Source organism: Paenibacillus sp. FSL H3-0302, assembly GCF_037982245.1.
GTDB lineage: Bacteria > Bacillota > Bacilli > Paenibacillales > Paenibacillaceae > Paenibacillus_AQ > Paenibacillus_AQ odorifer.
Window position 1 is genome coordinate 2,416,545 of sequence record NZ_CP150284.1, and the last position, 21,077, is coordinate 2,437,621.

At 43.7% G+C, this 21,077-nt stretch carries 20 protein-coding genes and 1 riboswitch; of the genes, 15 read left to right on the forward strand and 5 right to left on the reverse strand.

Going from position 1 to position 21,077, the window contains the following annotated elements:
• Positions 1-250: 250 nt before the first annotated feature.
• Complete coding sequence (cimA, locus tag MHH50_RS10550) at positions 251-1,870, reverse strand: citramalate synthase (RefSeq protein WP_076191352.1); 1,620 nt, start codon at positions 1,868-1,870, stop codon at positions 251-253.
• Positions 1,871-2,026: 156 nt separating this feature from the next.
• Between cimA and MHH50_RS10555 the strand changes: the two genes are divergently transcribed.
• From MHH50_RS10555 to MHH50_RS10565, 3 genes are all read left to right on the forward strand, one after another.
• Positions 2,027-3,319, forward strand: coding sequence for a DNA polymerase IV (locus tag MHH50_RS10555; RefSeq protein WP_076130151.1), 1,293 nt, complete (start codon positions 2,027-2,029; stop codon positions 3,317-3,319).
• A 161-nt stretch (positions 3,320-3,480) separates the two neighbouring features.
• Positions 3,481-3,723: a ferredoxin gene (locus MHH50_RS10560; RefSeq protein WP_036689316.1), complete on the forward strand. Its 243-nt coding sequence runs from the start codon at positions 3,481-3,483 to the stop codon at positions 3,721-3,723.
• Positions 3,724-3,857: 134 nt separating this feature from the next.
• Positions 3,858-5,291: a L,D-transpeptidase gene (locus MHH50_RS10565; RefSeq protein ID WP_340034279.1), complete on the forward strand. Its 1,434-nt coding sequence runs from the start codon at positions 3,858-3,860 to the stop codon at positions 5,289-5,291.
• Here the strand turns inward: MHH50_RS10565 and MHH50_RS10570 are convergent.
• Positions 5,288-5,425 (reverse strand): hypothetical protein, encoded by a 138-nt coding sequence (locus tag MHH50_RS10570; RefSeq protein ID WP_167348489.1) that lies wholly within the window; start codon positions 5,423-5,425, stop codon positions 5,288-5,290. The genes MHH50_RS10565 and MHH50_RS10570 overlap by 4 nt on opposite strands.
• Before the next feature lie 209 nt (positions 5,426-5,634).
• Here MHH50_RS10570 and MHH50_RS10575 point away from each other — a divergent pair, with 209 nt between their 5' ends.
• The 6 genes from MHH50_RS10575 (at position 5,635) to MHH50_RS10600 (ending at position 11,469) form a co-directional block, all read left to right on the forward strand.
• Complete coding sequence (locus tag MHH50_RS10575; RefSeq protein WP_340034280.1) at positions 5,635-6,729, forward strand: quinone-dependent dihydroorotate dehydrogenase; 1,095 nt, start codon at positions 5,635-5,637, stop codon at positions 6,727-6,729.
• Between the two features lie 34 nt (positions 6,730-6,763).
• Entirely contained in the window at positions 6,764-7,576 is an 813-nt protein-coding gene (locus MHH50_RS10580) for a GTP pyrophosphokinase family protein (RefSeq protein WP_036689325.1), read from the forward strand.
• On the forward strand, positions 7,566-8,015 hold the full coding sequence (locus MHH50_RS10585; protein ID WP_340034281.1) for a DUF309 domain-containing protein: 450 nt from the start codon (positions 7,566-7,568) through the stop codon (positions 8,013-8,015). The genes MHH50_RS10580 and MHH50_RS10585 overlap by 11 nt, the downstream gene beginning before the upstream one ends.
• A 104-nt stretch (positions 8,016-8,119) precedes the next feature.
• Complete coding sequence (locus MHH50_RS10590; protein WP_340034282.1) at positions 8,120-9,640, forward strand: RsmB/NOP family class I SAM-dependent RNA methyltransferase; 1,521 nt, start codon at positions 8,120-8,122, stop codon at positions 9,638-9,640.
• A gap of 2 nt (positions 9,641-9,642) precedes the next feature.
• A complete protein-coding gene (locus MHH50_RS10595) occupies positions 9,643-10,407 on the forward strand; it encodes a pseudouridine synthase (protein ID WP_076186699.1) in 765 nt (254 codons plus the stop codon).
• Positions 10,408-10,668: 261 nt separating this feature from the next.
• Positions 10,669-11,469, forward strand: coding sequence for a Cof-type HAD-IIB family hydrolase (locus tag MHH50_RS10600; protein ID WP_036689337.1), 801 nt, complete (start codon positions 10,669-10,671; stop codon positions 11,467-11,469).
• 152 nt (positions 11,470-11,621) lie between these two features.
• On the opposite strand, the gene MHH50_RS10605 is transcribed toward MHH50_RS10600, so the two are convergent.
• Together MHH50_RS10605 and MHH50_RS10610 are read right to left on the reverse strand one after the other, a co-directional pair.
• A complete protein-coding gene (locus tag MHH50_RS10605) occupies positions 11,622-13,235 on the reverse strand; it encodes a DUF4179 domain-containing protein (protein WP_340034283.1) in 1,614 nt (537 codons plus the stop codon).
• Entirely contained in the window at positions 13,219-13,737 is a 519-nt protein-coding gene (locus MHH50_RS10610; RefSeq protein ID WP_340034284.1) for an RNA polymerase sigma factor, read from the reverse strand. The genes MHH50_RS10605 and MHH50_RS10610 overlap by 17 nt, the downstream gene beginning before the upstream one ends.
• A 203-nt stretch (positions 13,738-13,940) precedes the next feature.
• A riboswitch (cyclic di-GMP riboswitch) is annotated at positions 13,941-14,032 on the forward strand.
• Positions 14,033-14,149: 117 nt separating this feature from the next.
• Between MHH50_RS10610 and MHH50_RS10615 the strand changes: the two genes are divergently transcribed.
• On the forward strand, positions 14,150-14,998 hold the full coding sequence (locus tag MHH50_RS10615; protein WP_340034285.1) for a DUF6612 family protein: 849 nt from the start codon (positions 14,150-14,152) through the stop codon (positions 14,996-14,998).
• A 154-nt stretch (positions 14,999-15,152) separates the two neighbouring features.
• A complete protein-coding gene (locus tag MHH50_RS10620) occupies positions 15,153-16,274 on the forward strand; it encodes an NADH-dependent flavin oxidoreductase (protein ID WP_339281918.1) in 1,122 nt (373 codons plus the stop codon).
• A gap of 78 nt (positions 16,275-16,352) precedes the next feature.
• On the opposite strand, the gene MHH50_RS10625 is transcribed toward MHH50_RS10620, so the two are convergent.
• Entirely contained in the window at positions 16,353-17,369 is a 1,017-nt protein-coding gene (locus MHH50_RS10625) for a CapA family protein (protein WP_076130122.1), read from the reverse strand.
• 269 nt (positions 17,370-17,638) lie between these two features.
• Between MHH50_RS10625 and MHH50_RS10630 the strand changes: the two genes are divergently transcribed.
• From MHH50_RS10630 to MHH50_RS10645, 4 genes are read left to right on the forward strand one after another with little or no spacing between them, the layout of a single operon-like run.
• On the forward strand, positions 17,639-18,877 hold the full coding sequence (locus MHH50_RS10630; RefSeq protein ID WP_076309864.1) for an FprA family A-type flavoprotein: 1,239 nt from the start codon (positions 17,639-17,641) through the stop codon (positions 18,875-18,877).
• A gap of 16 nt (positions 18,878-18,893) precedes the next feature.
• Positions 18,894-20,108: an FAD-dependent oxidoreductase gene (locus MHH50_RS10635; RefSeq protein WP_076309100.1), complete on the forward strand. Its 1,215-nt coding sequence runs from the start codon at positions 18,894-18,896 to the stop codon at positions 20,106-20,108.
• Positions 20,109-20,136: 28 nt separating this feature from the next.
• Entirely contained in the window at positions 20,137-20,319 is a 183-nt protein-coding gene (gene rd, locus MHH50_RS10640) for a rubredoxin (protein WP_076130123.1), read from the forward strand.
• Positions 20,320-20,366: 47 nt separating this feature from the next.
• Positions 20,367-21,077, forward strand: coding sequence for a Crp/Fnr family transcriptional regulator (locus MHH50_RS10645; RefSeq protein WP_051491610.1), 711 nt, complete (start codon positions 20,367-20,369; stop codon positions 21,075-21,077).

Below are 21,077 nucleotides of genomic sequence, written 5' to 3' on the forward strand. Positions count from 1 at the left end.
CATTTATAGCGAATATCGGCTATTTTCAGGGAGTTTTTCCCTAATTACTCTACCGCACCCGCACCCCGCACTCGCCCCCGCGCATCCCGCACCGCACACTGCCCATTGCTCACCACCCACCACCCAAAGTCTATGGGCTAAAGCAATAGTCCGATACACAGCCTATTTAATAAAAAGAAGCTGCCCTAAAAGTAGAATTCTACTTATGGGAAGCTTCTTTTTTGTCTTACAAAATTCTATAAGTGATCAATTAATGATTGACCAGGCCTCTAGGTTCACTGCTGGTCGTCTTCTCATTCTCCAAAGAGAGCTCATTGAGAAGCGCGTAGCGCATACTGTCAACAAGTGCCTCCCAGCTGGCTTCAATTACGTTACTGGAGACACCAACCGTACTCCAGGTGTCTGTGAAGTTCTTGGATTCAATCAATACCCTTACCTTCGCTGCAGTCTGATCCTGTTCATCTATTACACGGACTTTATAGTCGGATAGATGCATTTCCTTTAATTGTGGGAAATAGGTCTGTAATGCTTTACGAAGCGCGTTATCGAGTGCGTTGACTGGACCGTTACCTTCAGCAGCGGTATAAAGATTCTCACTGCCAACTTTCAGCTTCACGAACGCTTCAGATACTACTGGATGTTCTGCGGTTTTCTCAACTAACATCTTGAAGGATTCAAAGGTAAAGGTTTCATTCATCTCGCCAGTAGCTTCCCGAAGGAGTAGCTCCAGTGAGGCATCGGCACCTTCAAACTGATAGCCTTGATGTTCCATCGTTTTGATTTTCTCGATCACCCGGCGAGCCTGCTCGCTGCTTGGATCCAGATTTAAACCCATGTCCTGCGCTTTGGAAAGTACATTGCTCTGTCCGGCAAGTTCGGAGACCAGCACACGCTGCTTGTTCCCGACAAGCTCAGGAGCGATATGCTCATAGGTCCGTGAATCACGCATGATGGCGGAGACATGGATTCCACCTTTGTGTGCGAAAGCTGCATTTCCGACATAAGGCTGATTTACGGGCAGATTAACATTGGCAACTTCACTAATGTAGCGGGCAGTGTTGGTAAGCTGTGACAATGAATCGCCTGGAATACAGTGATAACCCATTTTGATCTGTAGTGTAGGAATAATAGAACATAGGTTGGCGTTGCCACACCGTTCACCGTAACCATTAATGGTACCTTGTACTTGCCGTGCTCCAGCTCCGATGGCGCTAAGTGCATTGGCAACCGCTAGCTCACAGTCATTGTGAGTGTGAATTCCGAGATTGGCTCCGGGCAATTGTTGATTTAGAGCGGTAACAATCTCATGAATTTCGTAAGGTAAGGTCCCACCGTTGGTATCGCACATTACAAGCCAATCTGCTCCGGCTTCCCGGGCTTTGGACAGAACAGCTGCTGCATATTCAGGATTATTCTTGTATCCGTCGAAGAAATGCTCGGCATCAAAAATCACTTCAAGGCCTTGGCGTTTCAAGTAGGATATGGAGTCGCCGATCATGGCGAGATTCTCCTCAAGCGTAGTCTGTAATGCAGTGTGTACATGAAAATCCCAAGATTTACCGACGAGTGTAGCAGCAGGAACCCCTGCGTCAATCATACGTTTTAAATTGTCATCGTTTTCGGCCAAGGAATTCTTCCGCCGAGTGCTGCCGAACGCTGTAATTTTGGCGTTCAGATGAAGCTCCTTGACTCTTTTGAAAAATTCAATGTCTTTATTGTTGCTTCCCGGGATGCCACCTTCAATATAGTGCACACCCAGATCATCGAGTTTCTTGGCAATCTTCAGCTTGTCGTCAGCCGACAGACTGATGCCTTCACCTTGGGTGCCGTCGCGTAATGTAGTATCGAAGATGGAGATGGACTTAGACATGAGAGTCCTCCTTATAGGGAAATGAATTTATATATTATAGCATTTTTACGCGGGAATGTAACAAAGAACTTTACAGCCTCTTAAGTTGACCTAACCGCAGCGGAGAGTTATTCTAAATTGGACAATAGAAAACCTGAGGATAAGAAGGTAGATATTGTGCAGAATGTTGATCAGTATTATCCAACGAGTGGCAGGGTTATCCTGCATGTTGATATGAATGCTTTTTACTGCTCTGTGCATGAGGCAGAGGACCCTGACCAATATAGAGGCAAAGCTACTGCGGTTGCGGGTAGTGTTGAATTGCGGAAAGGGATCATAGTGACTTGTTCCTACGTCGCCCGCAGAATGGGGATTTCGACGGGAATGCAGGTTCAGAAGGCGCTTCGTATTTGTCCATCGCTTATCGTTATTAAACCGGACTTCCATTTATACCGCAAATATTCTAATGCTTTTATGCAGATTGCATATAGCTATACTCCGTTACTGGAAGCAGTGTCCATCGATGAATGTTACCTTGATATAACTGGCTCCAGACAATTCGGTACACCCATGGAAATAGCGGAGACGATTCAGCGCCGTATAATGGAAGAATTGGGCTTGCCATGCTCAGTGGGGATCGCTCCCAATAAGCTGCTTGCGAAGATGGCTTCCGATTTAAAAAAGCCAAACGGTATTTCAGTGCTGCGACTGCGGGATGTGCCTAAGATTTTATGGGACAAGCCTTGTAACGAAATGTTCGGCATTGGTGGAAAAACAGCAGAAAAGCTCCGCAAACTGGGCATTTACAGTATTGGTCAATTAGCAGCGGCTGATGAAAATATGCTGGTTGAGAATTTCGGAGTTATGGGCTCATGGCTAAAGCGTGCTGGCAACGGTATTGATCATGGGATCGTTAATCCTGAGCGGGAGCAGAGTAAGTCGATTGGACACACCACAACATTGCCGCGGGATGTCATAGGTCTTGCTGAGGTACGACCGATTTTGTTGAATTTAAGTGATCAGGTAGCCCGGCGCTTGCGTAAGCAAGGACTTGTTGCTTCAGGGGTGCAGCTGACCATTCGGACACCCGATATGAAGACCATAACCCGTTCGCGTCAGCTAGAGGCTCCTTCGGAGAGTGGGGAGGATATCTACAAGTCCGTCTGCGATCTATATGTTCGTCATTGGAATGGGGAGAAGCCTGTGCGGCTGCTGGGTGTGACCCTGCAGGGCTTGATTGCTAAAGAGGATTCTGCCATTCAGCTTGATTTGTTCGATTACGAACGTCAGCCTAAGAAAGAGTCTCTTAACAAGACTATGGACATGCTACGTAATAAATTCGGTGAAAATGCAGTGTTGACCGCCGGGATGTTAAGCGATTCTCACTCTGCAAGGCTCCGCAATCATAAAGAACGTGGCACTTCGTTGCAAAAGGATAATCTTCTATCTGTCGAGTCTGATAAAGAGTAACAAGAACATTCTATGACATGTCAAAATAGATGCCGTAGAATGCGTCAGAAATGCAAACGTATTGAAAATCGATTGAAATTGTATTCTTTTTATATTAATATGAGAAAATATAAGACGCTGGTACAACAGCGCTGTATTGTTCAACGGGAGGCAGAGATAAAATGGCTAAGTACACTTGGGTCGAAAAAGACACTTGTATCGCTTGCGGTGCATGTGGCGCAACGGCTCCTGATATTTTTGATTACGATGACGAAGGTTTGGCAGAAGTTATTTATGAAAATGACGGAAACCACGGCATCACAGCGATTCCGGATGATTTGTTTGATGATCTCCAGGATTCTTGTGATGGATGCCCAACCGACTCTATTAAAATTGCGGATGAGCCTTTTAACAAAGAGGGCTAATTAGCCGGGATTTTGTAACTTCTAGCACAACATAAAGACATCTCTCGCGAACTTTTGTTCAGCTAGGGATGTCTTTTTTGCGATGTCTGACCGATATTAATGTAGGAAGGAATTATAAAATTTCGGAGGTTCCGATGAAAAATTCTCAGCACCTCAAAGCATATGTACAGATGCATCCAGACAATAAGATGGCATGGTACTTGCTGGGTAAGGAATACTATAAGAACGGTCAACAGGGGAAAGCTAACTATTGCTTCAATCAGGCTGGAGAAGTATATGAAGCTTTCGAGCATAGTAAGGTGCCTGCGGAAACGCTACGGGAATATGAGGAAGGGCTGCTTCAGGCAAGCCGCCAGCGGGACCGAAGGCAGCAAAGATTCCGCTACATTATGCTTGGGCTGATGCTTCTATTACTGGTTATGGTGCCATCGGCTGTGGCTCCGGGTCTAGATATTGCGGGAGATCAGGATACGGTCCAAGACACGGTTACTTCTGAAGTTAAAGATCCGCTTGATCAAAAAGATGTTGAGAAGGAACCCGTTCTAGAGGCACGAAAAATGATGTATACAGCGCAAGAGAGTGGAGCTTCGGCTTCGTCAGGGAAGCTGATGGCAACTATGCTAATGCGTGAGGAACCGTTTCAAGCTGCTATTTTGGGCATGGAGCGGGAAGGGAAGTGGCTGCTGTGGAAAGAGAAGCTTCCGCTTAATTCCACACTGCAGAAGAATGGGAACGGACGGTTGGTATACCAATCCTATGATCCAGCGGCATGTGCATGCGAACCGCCAGAGCAAGGGGAACTTGCGGTGGATGCAGCTAAGTGGCAGGGGGATCAAGAGGAGCTAGCTACATTATGGAGTGCAATGAGGTCTTATCAGAATCATAAAGGCAAGCTTCCGGCTTCTTTGGCGGAATTGACCAGATCTTTTCCGGAAAATTGGATTGGCGGGACGACACCAGTTATGAAGCGTGAGTTCAAATCTCTTAAGGAAATAGCAACTGCTAAGGCACTGGGTACACCGGAAGTTGCGGGTGAGCCTCCAAGCTCAATTGCTGAGGCGGGAATGGGCATACCGACGGCGTTAAGCGAGAGTGGAAGTAGTGGAAAGGGCGTTCCTTTTTTTGACCAGCCGCTTAGAGTGATTGTGGATAAACAAAAACACCGCTTGGCAGTAGTCAGCGGCTCTGTTATTCTACGAAATTATGAGGTAGGGCTTGGGGGAGACAAGACTCCGGAAGGCAATTTCATCATTACAGATAAAGTGGTCAATCCAAACGGTCATGATAATGGGGAGTTCGGAAGCCGCGGACTACAACTTTCAGATAGTAATTATGCTATTCATGGCACCAATGAGCCAGAAAGTGTCGGCAAGGATGAATCCCTTGGCTGTATTCGGATGAGTCGAGAAGATGTGGAAGAACTATTCGCTATGATTCCAAAAGGAACAAAAGTGGTGATTAGTAAAGGGGTTCTGCCTGACAAGCAGCTGCTGCCGGCGAAACGCTTCAACCCTGCTGCTCCATATGATCAGACCAACCCCCACAAAGTATACCACTGGCTGAATTAGTTCCCGGCAACTATAAACAGAACGATGATGAGAAGAATTAGTAAAGTTAAACTTACGCCGATCCACATTAGCGCTTTACGATTAACTTCTTCTTTCTTTTGCTGCAAAGTTGGTGGTTTACGTTTAGTTGACATCCAGCATACCTTCTTTCTCTCTTAATCGCTGATTACCCCTATATTGTAATGCGTTTACAAGAAAATTACTATACTTTGGGTTAAGCTCTCTGCACACTTACAGGGTAAAATGCTTTTCTTTTGTTCAAGAAAAGGCTAAAATTAAGAAGAAACCTACAGAATCGGGTAGACACGTGGATTAGTGAAGTACCCCTTAAGGAGCGAGAACGGTGTTGTATCGTAATTTTGGTAAACCAATTTTCTTTAAGCTGGACCCTGAGAAGGCTCACCATCTCGTCATAGGTGGATTGGATAAATCATCATCAGTTCCAGGGGGAAGCACGGCATTGCGTTTAATGTATGGCGTTCCTGAAACGGCAGATTTAGCAGTTGATCTGTTTGGCATACATTTTCCGACTCCAGTTGGACTGGCAGCAGGCTTGGATAAGAATGCCGAGGCCGTTACTGGATTCTCTTCGATCGGATTCGGATTTATGGAAGTGGGGACGGTTACCCCTAAGGGTCAACCGGGTAATGATAGCCCGCGTTTGTTCCGTCTTCCCTCTGATGAAGCTCTGATCAATCGTATGGGCTTCAATAACGAAGGGGCTGACGCTATGGCAGAGCGTCTAAAAAAATTAAAAAATCGCAGAGTTCCAATAGCAGTAAATATTGGACGGAATAAAATAACTAGTAATGAAGCGGCTCATGAAGATTATCGTCAGTGTATCCGTACGCTTTATCCGTACGGTGATTTTTTTGTGGTCAATATCAGCTCACCAAATACACCGGGGCTGCGCAGTCTCCAGCATGGCAGCGAATTAGCGTTCCTGCTGGCACAAGTAAAGGAAGAAATGGAGATTCAGCGTAAAGCCACAGGCCTGAATAAGAGCTTGTTGGTTAAGATTGCTCCAGATGTAAGTGACTCTGAGTTGGAGTATATGGTTCAATCACTGACAGAAGCTGGTATGGATGGTATTATTGCTACGAATACTACATTGAACCGGGATGGACTTAGTCATGAAAAGGCTAATGAGACAGGTGGATTAAGCGGTAAGCCACTTCGTGACCGGTCAACGGAAATCATTCGTAGGATTTATCGCCAGACTGAAGGGAAGATGCCGATCATAGGTTCAGGGGGCATATTCACCAGTCAGGATGCGTATGACAAGATAAGAGCAGGCGCAAGTCTGGTCGAAATTTATACAGCACTCATCTACGAAGGACCGGAGGTTAACCGCAGGCTGCATGCCGGATTACGGCAGCTCTTACGGCGGGACGGATTCAGTCATATCTCTGAAGCAGTGGGTGCTGATCATCACTGATTGAAGGAGTCGAAAGGACAGGAGGACGAAGGCGATGGACGGCAGGGACTGGGGAACTTTTTTGCTTCCATATGAACAGACTGTGGAAGAATTGAAAGTTAAATTCAAAACAATGCGTTCGGAGTTGAAGAAAAGAGAGGAATACACGCCGATTGAATTCGTAACTGGTCGTGTAAAGCGGCTGTCAAGCATTTTGGAGAAGGCTAAGCGCCTGAATGTGAAGATGGAGGATCTGGAGACAGGCATTGAAGATATAGCCGGGATCCGGATTATGTGCCAGTTTGTGGAGGATATCCGCAGAGTGGCCGAATATATCCGGGCTCGTAAGGATCTTGAAGTCCTGTATGAGAAGGATTACATCACCAATTATAAAGAGAGCGGGTATCGCAGCTTTCATATGATTATTAAATATCCTGTGCAGACAGCTCTGGGACAAAAAATAGTGCTCGCAGAGATCCAAATTCGTACACTAGCTATGAATTTCTGGGCAACCATAGAGCACTCTCTGAATTATAAATATCGGGAAAGCTTGCCGGATGAAATGCGAGTGCGCCTGAAAACCGCAGCTGAAGCAGCCTCCATCTTGGACAGCGAAATGTCCAGTATTCGTGATGAAATCCTAGAAGCGCAAAAGACCTTCGAGGAAAACTCGAATATGACGACTCAAATTCTCAAATCTATTCATCAATTGTATTTCTATCATTTGGTGAATGAGGCTATAGATACTCAGGCTCGATTTAACGAAATATGGCAGGCTCAGGACATGGAAGCGATGAAGGAGCTTCTGGATCATGTACGGGGACTTCTCTCCGCAGCTAAAAAGGATAGTTTGCCGGATGGCTTATGATCCGTTGTACTTGGCGTATCTAGTGTACTTTAATCGTGACCGGGATTATTTCGAATGTCACGAGGTGCTCGAAGAGCTATGGCTTGCCAAGCAACGCGACCCATTGTACAAAGCACTTCTCCAAGTAGCTGTTGGGTTGTACCATTGCCGCAATAATAATATGCGTGGTGCAACGATTATGCTAAGCGGGGCTGCTGCCAAGCTGGAAGAATATTCAGCAGTGACACTCGGCATTAATTTGGCTAAGCTAGTGGTGGAAGTGAAGGATTATGTTCGCCGCATGGAGTCGTGTGAGCAGCAGCCATTTTCTTATTATGATCTGACTATAGAAATCATTGATCAAGGTCTAGCGGATGAAGTGAACTCTGCGGCTGAGGTGATCACACCGAATAATCCTCAACGACGAGGTCCTCAAAGACCGACCTCTTCTCATCGTTAATAATGATCCTCTATAAATGAGTATTGCCAAAGGGACACCCGTAAGGGTGTTCCTTGAATCTTTAAACACCTAAATTTTAGCAGTACTATCAGGAGGACGGCATCATGGCGGCACAACTGCCCAGTTCTTTCAGCGAGCGTATGATGGACTTGCTGGGAACGGATTATAATCAATTTGCGGATTCGTACAAGGAGACCCCTAACGGAGGCGTTCGTGTTAATACCTTGAAAATTTCAGTGGAGAAATTGCAAGCTCTTTCCACTTTAGAGCTGGAACCCATTCCGTGGTGTCCAACCGGATTCTATACAGAGGATGGGGCCAGACCAGGTAAACATCCACATTATCACGCGGGATTGTATTACATTCAAGAGCCAAGCGCTATGGCACCTGTGGAACTGCTTGATGTACAGCCAGGAGATCGTGTCCTTGATTTATGCGCTGCACCTGGGGGCAAATCCACACAGATTTCTGCCAAGCTCTCAGGAGAAGGCTTGTTGGTTACCAATGATCTTCATCCAGAACGCACGAAAGCCTTAGCCAAAAATCTAGAGCTATATGGGGTGCGCAACGGTATCGTATTAAACGAAAGTCCAGATCATATTGCAGTGGCATTCCCGCTTTATTTTGACAAAATCTTGATTGATGCTCCTTGCTCAGGTGAAGGGATGTTCCGTAAAGACGAAGACATGGTGAAGCAGTGGGATTCAGGTACACCTGCCAAATATGCTGCCATGCAGCGGGATATTTTACGTTCTGCTGCAACAGCGTTGGCACCGGGAGGTACACTTGTCTATTCAACCTGTACATTTGCTACAGAAGAAAATGAAGAAATTATAGCGGAGTTTATTTCTGAACATCCACAGTTTTCGGTGATTACAGTTGGAGGCACTGGCTCATTTGCTCCTGGTTTTGGAGAACTATCAGGGACAGCAAGACTATGGCCGCATAAAGTAAAAGGTGAAGGACATTTCATGGCTGTGCTGCAGCATGTGGGGCCAAAGGTATCTGCAGAGGAACGTGATCAAGCCGAAGTTAAGTTGAGTGCAGTTACACGGAATACGAATAAAAAAGGCACTGCTCATATTAAATCCGCAAACAAACCAGAAGCCAGACGAGGGAAAGAAGGTAAGTTCTCTAATAAATCTGCTGCTGGCGCTGAACGTGGCCGTCAAGGTTCAGGAGAAGAGCAAGCCTTAGCTGCATATGGAGATTTTATAAAAGACCAGCTTGGCTGGGAGCCAAAAGGGTATCCGATTTTCTTCGGTGATCATCTGTACATCTCCCCACTACCTAAGGAAAGATTAAATGGATTAAAGGCGATTCGTCCAGGATGGTATGTAGGACATGTCCGTAACGGCAGATTTATCCCAGGACATCCAATGGCTACCGCGTTACACCCTGAAGAGAGCTGCCGAAGTGTCTCACTTTCCAGTACGAGTAATGAGGCTATTTCCTATCTTAAAGGAGAGACATTGTTGATTAGTCAAGAACGTCTCTCTATTAAAATAGGAACTACCCAAAAAGGATACGTACTGGTCTGCATAGATGGTTATAGTGCAGGCTGGGGGAAGTGGCAGGACGGTGTGCTCAAGAATGAATATCCCGCAGGCTGGAGGTGGATGTAAGAATGAGCCTATCAGGGAAAACTGCAAAAAAGCAGCGTTTAGATAAAGTATTGTCCCATATGGGGGTAGGATCACGCAGCGATATTCGTAAACAAGCCAAGCAAGGTTTAATTACCGTGAATGGTGCAGTCGTCAAGGATAGTGGATTTCATGTAGACCCTTATCACGATAAAATTGTGGTTGGCGGCGAGCTTGTTACCTATCGTGAATTTATTTATCTTATGATGAATAAGCCACCGGGAGTTCTGTCGGCAACAGAGGACAAGCGGGATCGGACCGTTCTGGATCTTTTAAAGCAGGAATATGTACAGTTTGAACCTTTTCCTGTAGGAAGGTTAGATAAGGACACAGTAGGGCTGCTTCTGCTCACCAATGATGGAAAGCTTGCTCACGAGCTACTATCGCCACGCAAGCATGTCCCTAAGACGTATGAAGCAACAGTTGAGGGAGACGTAGATGCAGACGATGTAGCGGCTTTTGCGGCAGGTGTCGAGCTGGAAGATGGATATGTTACTTTACCTGCACAGCTAACTATATTGGGAAGAGAACGCGGCAGTAAAGTAATCTCACATATTTCGCTGATCATCACAGAAGGAAAGTTTCACCAGGTTAAGCGAATGTTCCAAGCTGTCGGCAAAAAAGTCACTTTTCTGAAACGAGTATCTATGGGAGAATTGAAGCTGGACGAAAGCCTGCCACTGGGAGCTAGTCGTGAACTTACGCTAGAGGAACTGGCACTCTTAAGTACAGAAGCATTAGAACAATAATATAGAGAAAAAATGGTATGTAAATTGAATTTGGAAACTTGGGATTAGGGAATGAAGTGGCGGAGGGGAAATTTGGAACTGTAAAAGCGATAGCGACCGCCTTTGTTTCCGGATTTCAACCACTAGTAAACGGTATAAATCAAGAAATCTGGAAACAACAGCGGCTGGAAGTCCAAATATTCACCGCAGTTGCGACTGAAACTTAACTCAAATAGCCAGGTTCAATATATATAGAAAAAGAAAGACAAGGATGGTGGGAGTATGAGATACAAACTGATTGCACTAGATGTAGATGGTACACTGTTGAATGATGATCACCACTTGAGCACTGAGAATAAAGAAGCTATTGCTGAGGTTACGCGTCTTGGCGGGCAGATCGTGTTATGTACCGGCCGCAGTCCGCAGAACTCGATTCCTTTTATGGAGGAAATGGGGCTGTCTGGTTATGTGCTGGGTCATAATGGAGCTGCTACGGTTCGTGTGAAAGATCGGGAAGTGCTGCATCAATACGGTATGGATGCTCGTGGTCTTGACCCTTATATTGATTATTGTAGAAAGCATGATATTCATTATGATGTGAATACGGCTTTTGATATGTATGTAGATAATGTAGAAAACCTGACCAAAGAAGCCAATTATATGTATGAACACTTCCGTATCGTGCCGGCTACACTGCCAGCATGGGAAGATTTCCGTGAACCGGTTGTTAAGTTTACTGTATTTACACAACCAGAAATCCTTGACGAAGCTGAACGTGAATGGCGTACTTGGACCCATGAGTACAATATTTTGCGCAGTGGTGAATTTTTCGTTGACTTGATGCATCCGGAAGCCTCCAAGGGCAACGCCTTAAAGAATCTGGCTGTGAAGCTGGGAATTCCGCAAGAGGAAGTTCTTTCGATCGGTAATTATTTTAATGATATTTCTATGCTTACATACGCGGGTATGGGCGTTGCGATGGATAATTCTCCGGTTGAGGTCAAAGCGGCAGCGAATGCTGTCACGGGGTCTAACAACGAGCATGGTGTGCGAGATGCGCTGGTTAAATATTGTTTATCTTAATAATGGAAAGCATAAAGCGGACTTGAGTCCGTTCTATGCTTTTTTTGTTGTGAAGGAAATAAAAGAGAAACATAAACAGAAATGATTTTATCCATAAATAATCCGCCCTTAGGATTAACTAGAAAGGGCGGGACATAGATTAACTTCCTGCATTAAAGTTTAATTTCCTCGTTCCGGCTAGGATCGCTATATTTATAGATTCCAGGGTTCAGTTCGATTTTTTCGTCGAAAGGGATATCTTTGTAGCTATCAATATTAGTTCCTGTAGATATCATGCCCTTAGGTGTAATTTCAGGCACCACTTCTTTGCCATTAATCCGTAACGTAGTTTGGTTAACGCTTTTGAAGCCAGAAGATTTGGATGTTGATTCGACAATCAAATTTTCGCCCTCAGTATAGTAAGTGAATTCAATTTTTAACCCATCGACATCAAGTGAAGTGAACTGCTTTTCTTCTTTAGGTTTGTTTATAGTGATCCAATTCTTAGTAGTATCACGTTTCTCAATGACAGCATCCTTTAATATAAGTTTCATTGGAACATCGGACCAGTCATTATACCATTCCGGAGATTCGAATTGAAATAAATGCTGGTAGCTTTCGGAATGATCTCCCTTCAAATTCCAACCCCCAGTGATTGTTTGATCACCTATAACCAACTGAGCGGTATTATAGTGGACAATTCCTTTTTTAAGCGAATCATTTTCATCTATTAGAATTTGGATATCTAAAGGGGTAACCACTAGCTGATCTAAGGTTATGCCGGTCTTTTCTTGAAATTCAGGACTGTTATACAGTTTCTTAGTGTAAATCGCCTCACTTGCTTTTTGTCCATCTGCTTTAAAATCGAACTTCCACGTACCTGAAAATCGTTTCGCTTCTTCAATGTAACTAAAATGAAGACTAGCTTCCTTCCAATCTGATTCAGTTATATTGAAAACCTGTTCAATAAATAAATCCGATCCTTCGTTAGGCATGATGGTTGGAATTGCTTCATTCTCTTGACCACCAGTACTAACTACCAAATGTGGGTTACCCCGTCCTAAGTCAGATGGTGATGCAGCGACTTTGTAACGGATAATGGTTTGATTGGAAACATATCGAACGGATTCGATTTGAAGGCTTGGATATTGCTTAACTCCAGTATTGATAGTATCCCCTGCTTGATGATTAGATTGTAAGGGAATATTCCGATCACTGTAAAAAATGAGATTCCGTGCTTCAAACCTGTAGTCCTTTTTATCATCCTTTAATGTATCGGGTGTCTCATATACTCCAATGAGTTTCTGGCTTTCAGGATCGTATTCTAAATAACCGTATACCTTTGCCTTGGCACCGGATTCACTAGTCATGATGTTTTCCTCTGTAGCAAATCCAGTATATTTGGATAGATCAGATTTAGTATCAAGTGATAACAGCATTTTCATTTTTTCTCCATCAGTTACAACACCGTTCAAATTCATTGTTACTCCTGAACTGGAAGTTTGAAGATTATACTGTTGACCGATGCCGTTATTTAATGCATTGCTCACACTTCGACCACCAATTTTATCCCAATTAATCGTCATACTAGCGAATACAGGAATGGCTACAAGTAAGAGGCAAGAGAAGACAATACTGATAGGAATAACCTTTTTATTAGACCTAGGAGTATTCTGGGAGGCATGCAGATTTCTTTGACGTGTATAAGCTTCTTGTTTTATGGCAGTCCACATCAAATCATAATCCGGTCGGGGAATATGTTTATCTTTTTCAATATACAGACTCATTACTATTCAGCTCCTTTAGTTGGGTTCCACCCATTCTATTTAGTATTTTAAGTCCCTTGTTCAGTCTGGATTTTACAGTTCCTTCGGGTATGCTCATAACTTTAGAGATCTCGGGTACAGTCAATTCGTTTATAAAACGAAGGACTACTACCATTCTGATTTTGTCGGAAAGCTGACTGTATAACCCTTGTAATTCTTTTTTAGTTTCCTGTCGATCCAAACGTTTTTCTACAGGGTTTGATTCCTCAGACCTGGATAGTAAATAATTACGTACTTCTTTCATCCACCCCGTCTTACGCCTTTTGATCACACTGTTGCACTCATTCGAAGCAATTCGTAAAATCCAAGCTTTCAAGTTTCTTACCTTCGACTTATCCGCTAAGATAACTTTTACAAATACCTCTTGGGAAATATCCTCCGCATCTGCCTGATTTTTCATTAAGTAGTAACAAAAATAATATACTTGTTCTTTATAGAGCTCGAAAATTTCCCGGTCACTCATTTTGCTGCACCCCCTGTCTTTACTGTTCTCATTAATAAGACTTATAAGCGTATGTAATCGTTCATTTTTCATTTTGATTGTAGTATTTCTTCTGAGTATCATAGCGAATTCGAATGGAAGATAAGTCGTTTACAGGTAATTATAACCATGATAAAATTAGCGGTGGGACATGCGTCCGTAATCTATTAAAACTAATTGAATGTCCGCGTTAAAGGTAAAATCATCGAAAGATGATGACACAAAGCCATGGGTCTAAAGCCTTTCGACAGAAGGAAATGATCGCCAGGCCGCCATAGGGATGTCTTATGAAGCATAAAGGATAGCTCTAAGAATATGTAGTCTATTTTGAGCTCTTTTATTATTTCGACCTATACGGCGTTACATTATCGCAAGGGGCCGAAAGGGGAAGTACATGAACAGTTTTTTCAAAACAATAGGTACTAGTTTGGCAGTAGGTGCTTTATTGCTGTCCGGAACGATCGGATGGATGTCTAATCCAGGAGTAGTGTCAGCAGCTACCTCAACAGTAGTAACCGCGGATCAGATGATCAACAAAGTAACGGCAGCCTCCAAAGCAATAAAGAATTTCCATCTGGATGTGACCAAAAAACAGGATATTCAAAGCGGCGGGGTGCGTATCAGCAACACCAACACTCTGAAGCTGGATATCAACCGTCTGCCGAATTTTGCCGCAGCAGGCACTGTCGCTAGTAGTCTTTTAGAAACATCGTACAGTCTATATGCCAATGACAAGGAGTTTTACTATCTTGTAGACGGAAGTGAACTGATCGATGAATCTGAAGATGAAGGTTACGACGATGACGGGGAGCCAATCGATCCTGATGCACAATATTGGCTTGGACTGGAGAAAACGGAATGGGATGCCTTTTACTCTAAAGGCCAATACGATCCTGTTTCCATGCTTGATTCGGTCAAAAGTTATAAAAAATCCATGAAAGTCAGCACTGCTGGCGCACAAACAGTCTTACAATTCACGGTAACCGATCCGACAGCAGCTAAGGGGATAATCAAACTCTATGACCAGGAGAACCTCTGGGATGGAGAGACAGTTCAACCCAAAAGCGTAACGTGGAAATTATTCGTCAATACTAAGACCTGGCAAACGGAAAAGCTGATAGTCGATCTGAGTTATGTGCTGGTAAGTGATGGAGCCAAAGATACATACACCACGAAAATCGAAGCTAAATATTCCAAAAATAATAAAGGTGCAGCCATTGTAAAACCGGCCGAACTAGAATAATAAGGACGATTCATAACGAGCGAAAAGCGCTGTTCAGCGGAACAGCGCTTTTTGTTGTATCCAACAGCAGTTCTTTATTAGTTGACAAGAATAAATCATTGCTGTAATTTATATGTATGCGCATGTATATAATAATTTATCTAAATATAATTTAATGAAAGTTGGGAAAAAGATGATAGCACTAGACACAGCATTAACTTTTCGCAGAGGGCTGACATTAAAAAACCGAGTGGTTATGGCTCCAATGACCACGCGAATGAGCTTTTATGACGGTGTAGTAACACAAGATGAATTGAAATACTATTCGCTAAGAACGGGCGAAGTAGGTGCGGTCATCACTGCGGCAGCAAATGTACAAGAGGGTGGAAAAGGATGGGAAGGTGAACTTAGTGTTTCCTCCGATGAATTTATTCCTAGCCTCAGCCGATTAGCATCTACTATTAAACGAAATGGAACAAAGGCTATTTTACAGCTATTCCATGCAGGAAGAATGACAGATTCAAAAATATTGCGTGGCGTACAACCCGTTTCCTCCAGCGCCATTGCTGCCGAACGCCCGAATGCAGAAATTCCAAGAGCATTAACAGAAGATGAAATTTTCGGTGTAATTGAGGATTTTAAAAAAGCGACTCAACGTGCTATTCAAGCTGGATTTGACGGGGTAGAAATTCATGGAGCAAACACATATTTAATCCAACAATTCTTCTCTCCACACTCCAACCGTCGTGAAGATCAATGGGGCGGAAGCTTAGAGAAAAGATTTAATTTCATTAACCAATTAGTGGATGCAGTTATTGCTGTCGTTGACAATTCAAAGGTTAAGGATTTTATTGTCGGGTATCGTTTTTCTCCAGAAGAATATGAAGAGCCTGGAATTAAAATCACCGATACCTTTTATCTTATTGATAAATTAGCTGATAAAAAGCTGGATTATCTGCATATTTCATTAGGGGATTTTAAGAAAGTATCTGCATCAGAAGATTTTAAAGAAAAATCAATCCTGCAATATGTACATGAGAAAATCAATGGCCGTGTACCTTTAATTGGGGTAGGAGATATCCGTACCAAACAGGACGCAGAGGACACGTTGACAAATGCTGAATTAGTAGCAGTAGGACGATCTCTTATCATTGATCCTCATTGGACAAGTAAAGTGCTGGAGGGTAAAGAAGATATCATCAGAAGAGTACTTGCTGATCAAGATAGAGAAGAACTTGTAGTAGAGAATGGTATTCTAGAATTCCTTAAATTAATGATGCCTGATCGTTTACGCTAAACCCAAACACAGTTTTGAGGTCTAAATCTATAACGTTCCGCGGTAAATTCCGCGGAACGTTATTTTTCTGTAACGACTCTATTCCCTCTTTAAGATTGTTGTCGTATGTTTCAACATTCGATTCATGAGATTTCGCCGTTCTGTTTTTATGTCGGTGTCGCTTCTCTTTAATGCGTCGCGGATGGGGATGATCTCTGTAATTTTCCTGCCGCTTTTTATTCTTCGATCTACACAAGTCGGGATGTAACCTACGTTAGTTATACTCGTGTGTCCTTTTTCATCCTTCTTTATTTTAAGCGTAAGAATGATACCGCTTTGTGTATAAGGAATATTCATTAGTTTAGTCGAAACAAAATTCCCCAATGAGTAAATAACGAATTGTTTTTTTCCACGAAGCGCTAACGGTTGAAGAACATGTGGGTGAGACCCCAGTATGATGTCGGCGCCATTTTTAAAGAAGAGATTGACCAGCTCTTTTTGCCTCTTGTTTGGAGTGTAACGATATTCGCTTCCGAAATGCAGATAAAGCAAGACTAGATCGACTTTCTTTTTTAAATCTCGAATCTCCCGAATGATCTTGGGCGTAGATATCCGGTTAACCAGCCATGGCTTACTCACTGGTACAGGAATTCGGTTGGTTCCTGCTGTGTAGGAGAGGATGCCAATCGTAATTCCTTTGACGTTTTTAATAAGCGTTCTCTTGGATTCTTCTAATGATTTAGCTGTTCCCGTGTGGTCGATTCCATTACGGTCCAGAACTCGTAACGTCCGAACCAGACCCGGGGCACCATAATCCATGCAATGATTGTTGGCCGTTACTAATACGTCGAATCCGGCTTCCTTAAGTGCAGGGGCCAGTTCGTCTGGACATTTGAATATCGGACCGCCTGATCGGGGACTTTTCCGGCATTCGGGGCCACTTCCAGCAAAGGTGGTTTCGAGATTGCCAATCGTCAAATCAGCCTGTTTCAGATAAGGAGCTACTTTTGCAAACAGGGGGCTGAACGAATAGGTTCCGTCAGGCTGTTTAGCATCCGAAATAATATAACGTTTGACCATTAGATCTCCCACAGCAGCTATTTGTATTTCAGTCATGGATATCCACCTTTTTATTATTTTCATTAGGATATGGCATAAAGTTGTTATGGGTTATTCTTTCTTTAAGGCGAAGTGCAAACATTTGTGTGGCTTTTTATTTAAAATGTGACTCAACGCATAATCACTTTATTTAGATCGTCTAAATTTAAGGTATTCATTTTTTTCAAACTTTTATAATTTGATTCAAATCCTCTTTTTTGTTTGGCAGCCATAATAAAATAAGGTTGTTGATAAACATTATCAATCAAACATTGGAGGTTAAAGAAATGAGTACACAATTCAAAAAAATCGCCGAGGATACTTACTGGATAGGCAAAATCGATAACCGCCCGGTTCCATTTCACCGCCTGATTCTGGCAAAAGGAACTACCTATAATTCTTATTTATTAAAAACAGGTAAGCCAACTGTCATTGATACCGTAGATATGGAATTCGGACGTGAATATGCCGAGTGTCTGGGTGAAATGATTGATCTTCTAGATATCCATTACATTGTAATTAATCATACAGAGCCTGATCACTCTGGTGGACTGGCAGCTCTCGCTGCCAAGGCTGCAAATGCCACGATCGTATGCACCGAGATTGCTGTTCCCGAATTGCAGGAAATGTACAAGCTTCATAGCCGGAACTTCCTGGTGGTTAAAGACGGAGATAAGCTGGATATTGGCGGGAAAACGCTGCTGTTTAAAGAAACACCGTATCTCCATACCGCAGAAACGATGATCACCTATTGTATCGAAGATCAAATCTTATTTCCTTGTGATATTTTCAGCACGCATGTTGCGGTGGAGAATCTATTCAGCGATGAAGCCGGGTTTGATATTACGGAAGATTTCGAGGGCTATTACGCAGCAATTATTCATCCTCACAGAAGATATGTAAGAACCCTGTTAGAGGCTGTTAAGGATCTTGAGATCCGGATGATCGCTCCTTCCCATGGATTTGTGATCCGGAAGGACATACGTAAATATATCGGGATGTACGCCACATTGAGCCGTGAAACGACGCAAGGAAAAAAGGCAACCATCGTATATACCACCATCAAAAACAGTACCAAGAAGATGGCCAAAATCATACAGGATTGCTTGCAGGAAAATAATATAGAGACAGAGGTCTGGGATGCAGATAAAAGTAGTGCCACTGATATTCTGAACAGCATAACGTCAGCGGACGCGGTCTTTATTGGCAGCTCCACTAAATACGCGGACATGATTGGGAACCTGGAGAACATTCTGAAAGAATTGCACAATATGAATCTGGAAGGTAAACTTGCTGCAGCCTTTGGCTCCTACGGCTGGAGTGGTGAAGCCATTGAAGTCATTCAGGATTATCTGAATGGAACAAACATGACGGTGCAAAGCACATCTGAGGTTATTAAAACCACGGGGATGACACATGTAGAGTTCCCTGTACGAATCAGATTTTCCCCGAAAGAGCCTGAGAAAGTTCAAAAAATTAAAAATGCGGCTGAATTTGTTTCGGATTTGCTGCTGAGTTCATTTTAGGGAGGAGGAACATAGGATGACAAAACATTACGTTATTGTTGGCGGAGGAGTAGCCGCCGTCCATGCCGCCAAAGCCATCCGTGATCAAGACGCAGAATCGGAAATTTCGATCCTCGGGGAGGAAAGTCAACTGCCCTATAACCGGATTAAGCTGACCAAAGGGCTGTTTACCGACCTGCACAGTGAGAAGGTGCTGATTAAAAAGGAAAAATGGTACCGCGATAACCGTATCTCCGTAAAAACCTCGACCCGAATCCGTTCTGTCCACCCGGACCGGCAAATAGTTGTGACAGAAGATGGGCAGAGTGTTTCTTATCATAAGCTTTTATTGTGTATGGGAGCGAAGAATCGTGCACTCTCCCTTGAGGGCTTCGCCCTGAACAATGTTCATACCCTCCGGGATATGAACGACGCGGACAGATTGAAAGAAAACCTGCAGGATGGCAGCCATGTAGCCGTAATCGGTGGGGGAGTGCAGGGAATCGAAACCGCTTGGGCGCTGCATGAAGCTGGATATCAGGTAACGGTGATCGAAGCTTTTCACCGGTTGATGGGCAGACAGCTTGATGAGAAATCCTCACAGCTCCTTAAAGAGAACCTTGAACAAGCAGGTGTGAAGGTTATTCTTCGAGCTGATGTAGCGTCTATAACAGGAACTGAGTATGTTACCGGAATTACGCTGCACGACCAATCTCATTTTTCCTGTGACCATGTAGTCTACTCTATTGGTATTGTACCGAATACGAAACTGGTAAGTGGCTCGAATATTCAAGTCCGGCAGGGCATTATCGTAAATGAACAAATGCAAACAAATGATCCGCATGTGTATGCAGCCGGAGATGTGGCTGAAATTAACGGGCATGTGGAAGGACTGTGGGGCGGAGCGATTGAGCAGGGCAGGATTGCCGGCAGTAATATGGTCGCCAATCTGACGGCGTATCGTAGAGCCGTTCCGGTTACCTTGTTTACCGCCTTTGGTATCTCTTTATTTTCGATAGGCAACGTGGATGAACAGTGTTGCGATACGGCGGTAAGCGGAGATGACAATGGGGCGTTTACGCGTATCTATGTGAAAGATAACACAATGATCGGTGCGATATCCTGGCAAGGTGCAGCTGCTTCTCTTGGGTATAAAACCGCTGTAGAGTATGGCATCTCCCTTGAGGGGATCGATGTTAACGGGAGTAGCATCGAGGAGATTATGGCTGAAGTACAAACCAGGTTGAACTAAACTATTAACTTTTTAGGAGATGATAAAGATGAAAAAATACATTTGTCTACCCTGTGGTTATATCTATGATCCGGCATTAGGCGATCCCGATGAGGATGTTGTTGCAGGCACTGCATTTGAAGATTTGCCTGAAGATTGGGTCTGTCCGGTATGCGGTGAAGATACCAGTCATTTTGCGCCGGTTGAAGATAAAAAAACTTCTGTATCCTAAAGGAAAGTAGGAGTTGTACAAAAAAATGAACAACAGGGGGGACAGTTATGAAGGAGTATTCTTGCCAATACGCTGCTGAACCTTGTACCCGCAAGGTGCCTATTTTTGCTGCGTTAAGCGATGACGATCTCTCCCGGATCAGCGCTATGATCAAGCATCGTAAGTTTACTAAAGGTCAACCTTTAATTCTGGAAGGGGCGCCGTCAGATACGCTGTACATTATTCAGCGAGGGCATGTTAAATTATCCAAAACAACTCCTGAGGGCAAGGAACAAATTTTGCACATCTTGACGAATGGAGACTTTTTCGGGGAACTGAGCATTTTTAACAGCGATGAGCTGAGTAACTTCAGTGCTTATGCTCTGAAAGACACTAACATTTGCATGCTGACCCGAACGGATATGGAGCAGCTGATGAGGGATAATCCGGATATTTCGCTCAGACTACTGAAGAGTGTGACCAAAAGACTAGCCCATACGGAAAATCTGGCGCAAAGCCTGGCGACCAAAGATCCCGAAATACGAATTGCTTATATGATCATGGAACTCAGCGACAAATATGGTAAGCAGCGTGGCACTCATATTCATATTGACCTTCCGTTGTCTCGTGAAGAGCTGGCCAGTTATGTTGGGGTCACCCGCGAAACTATTAGCAGAAAATTCTCAAGGTTTGAAGATTCAGGTCTTATTGAGCTAATCGGAAACAAGCAAATGCTCATTATAGATCCAGCCGGTTTGGAGAGTTATATGGGGTATTAA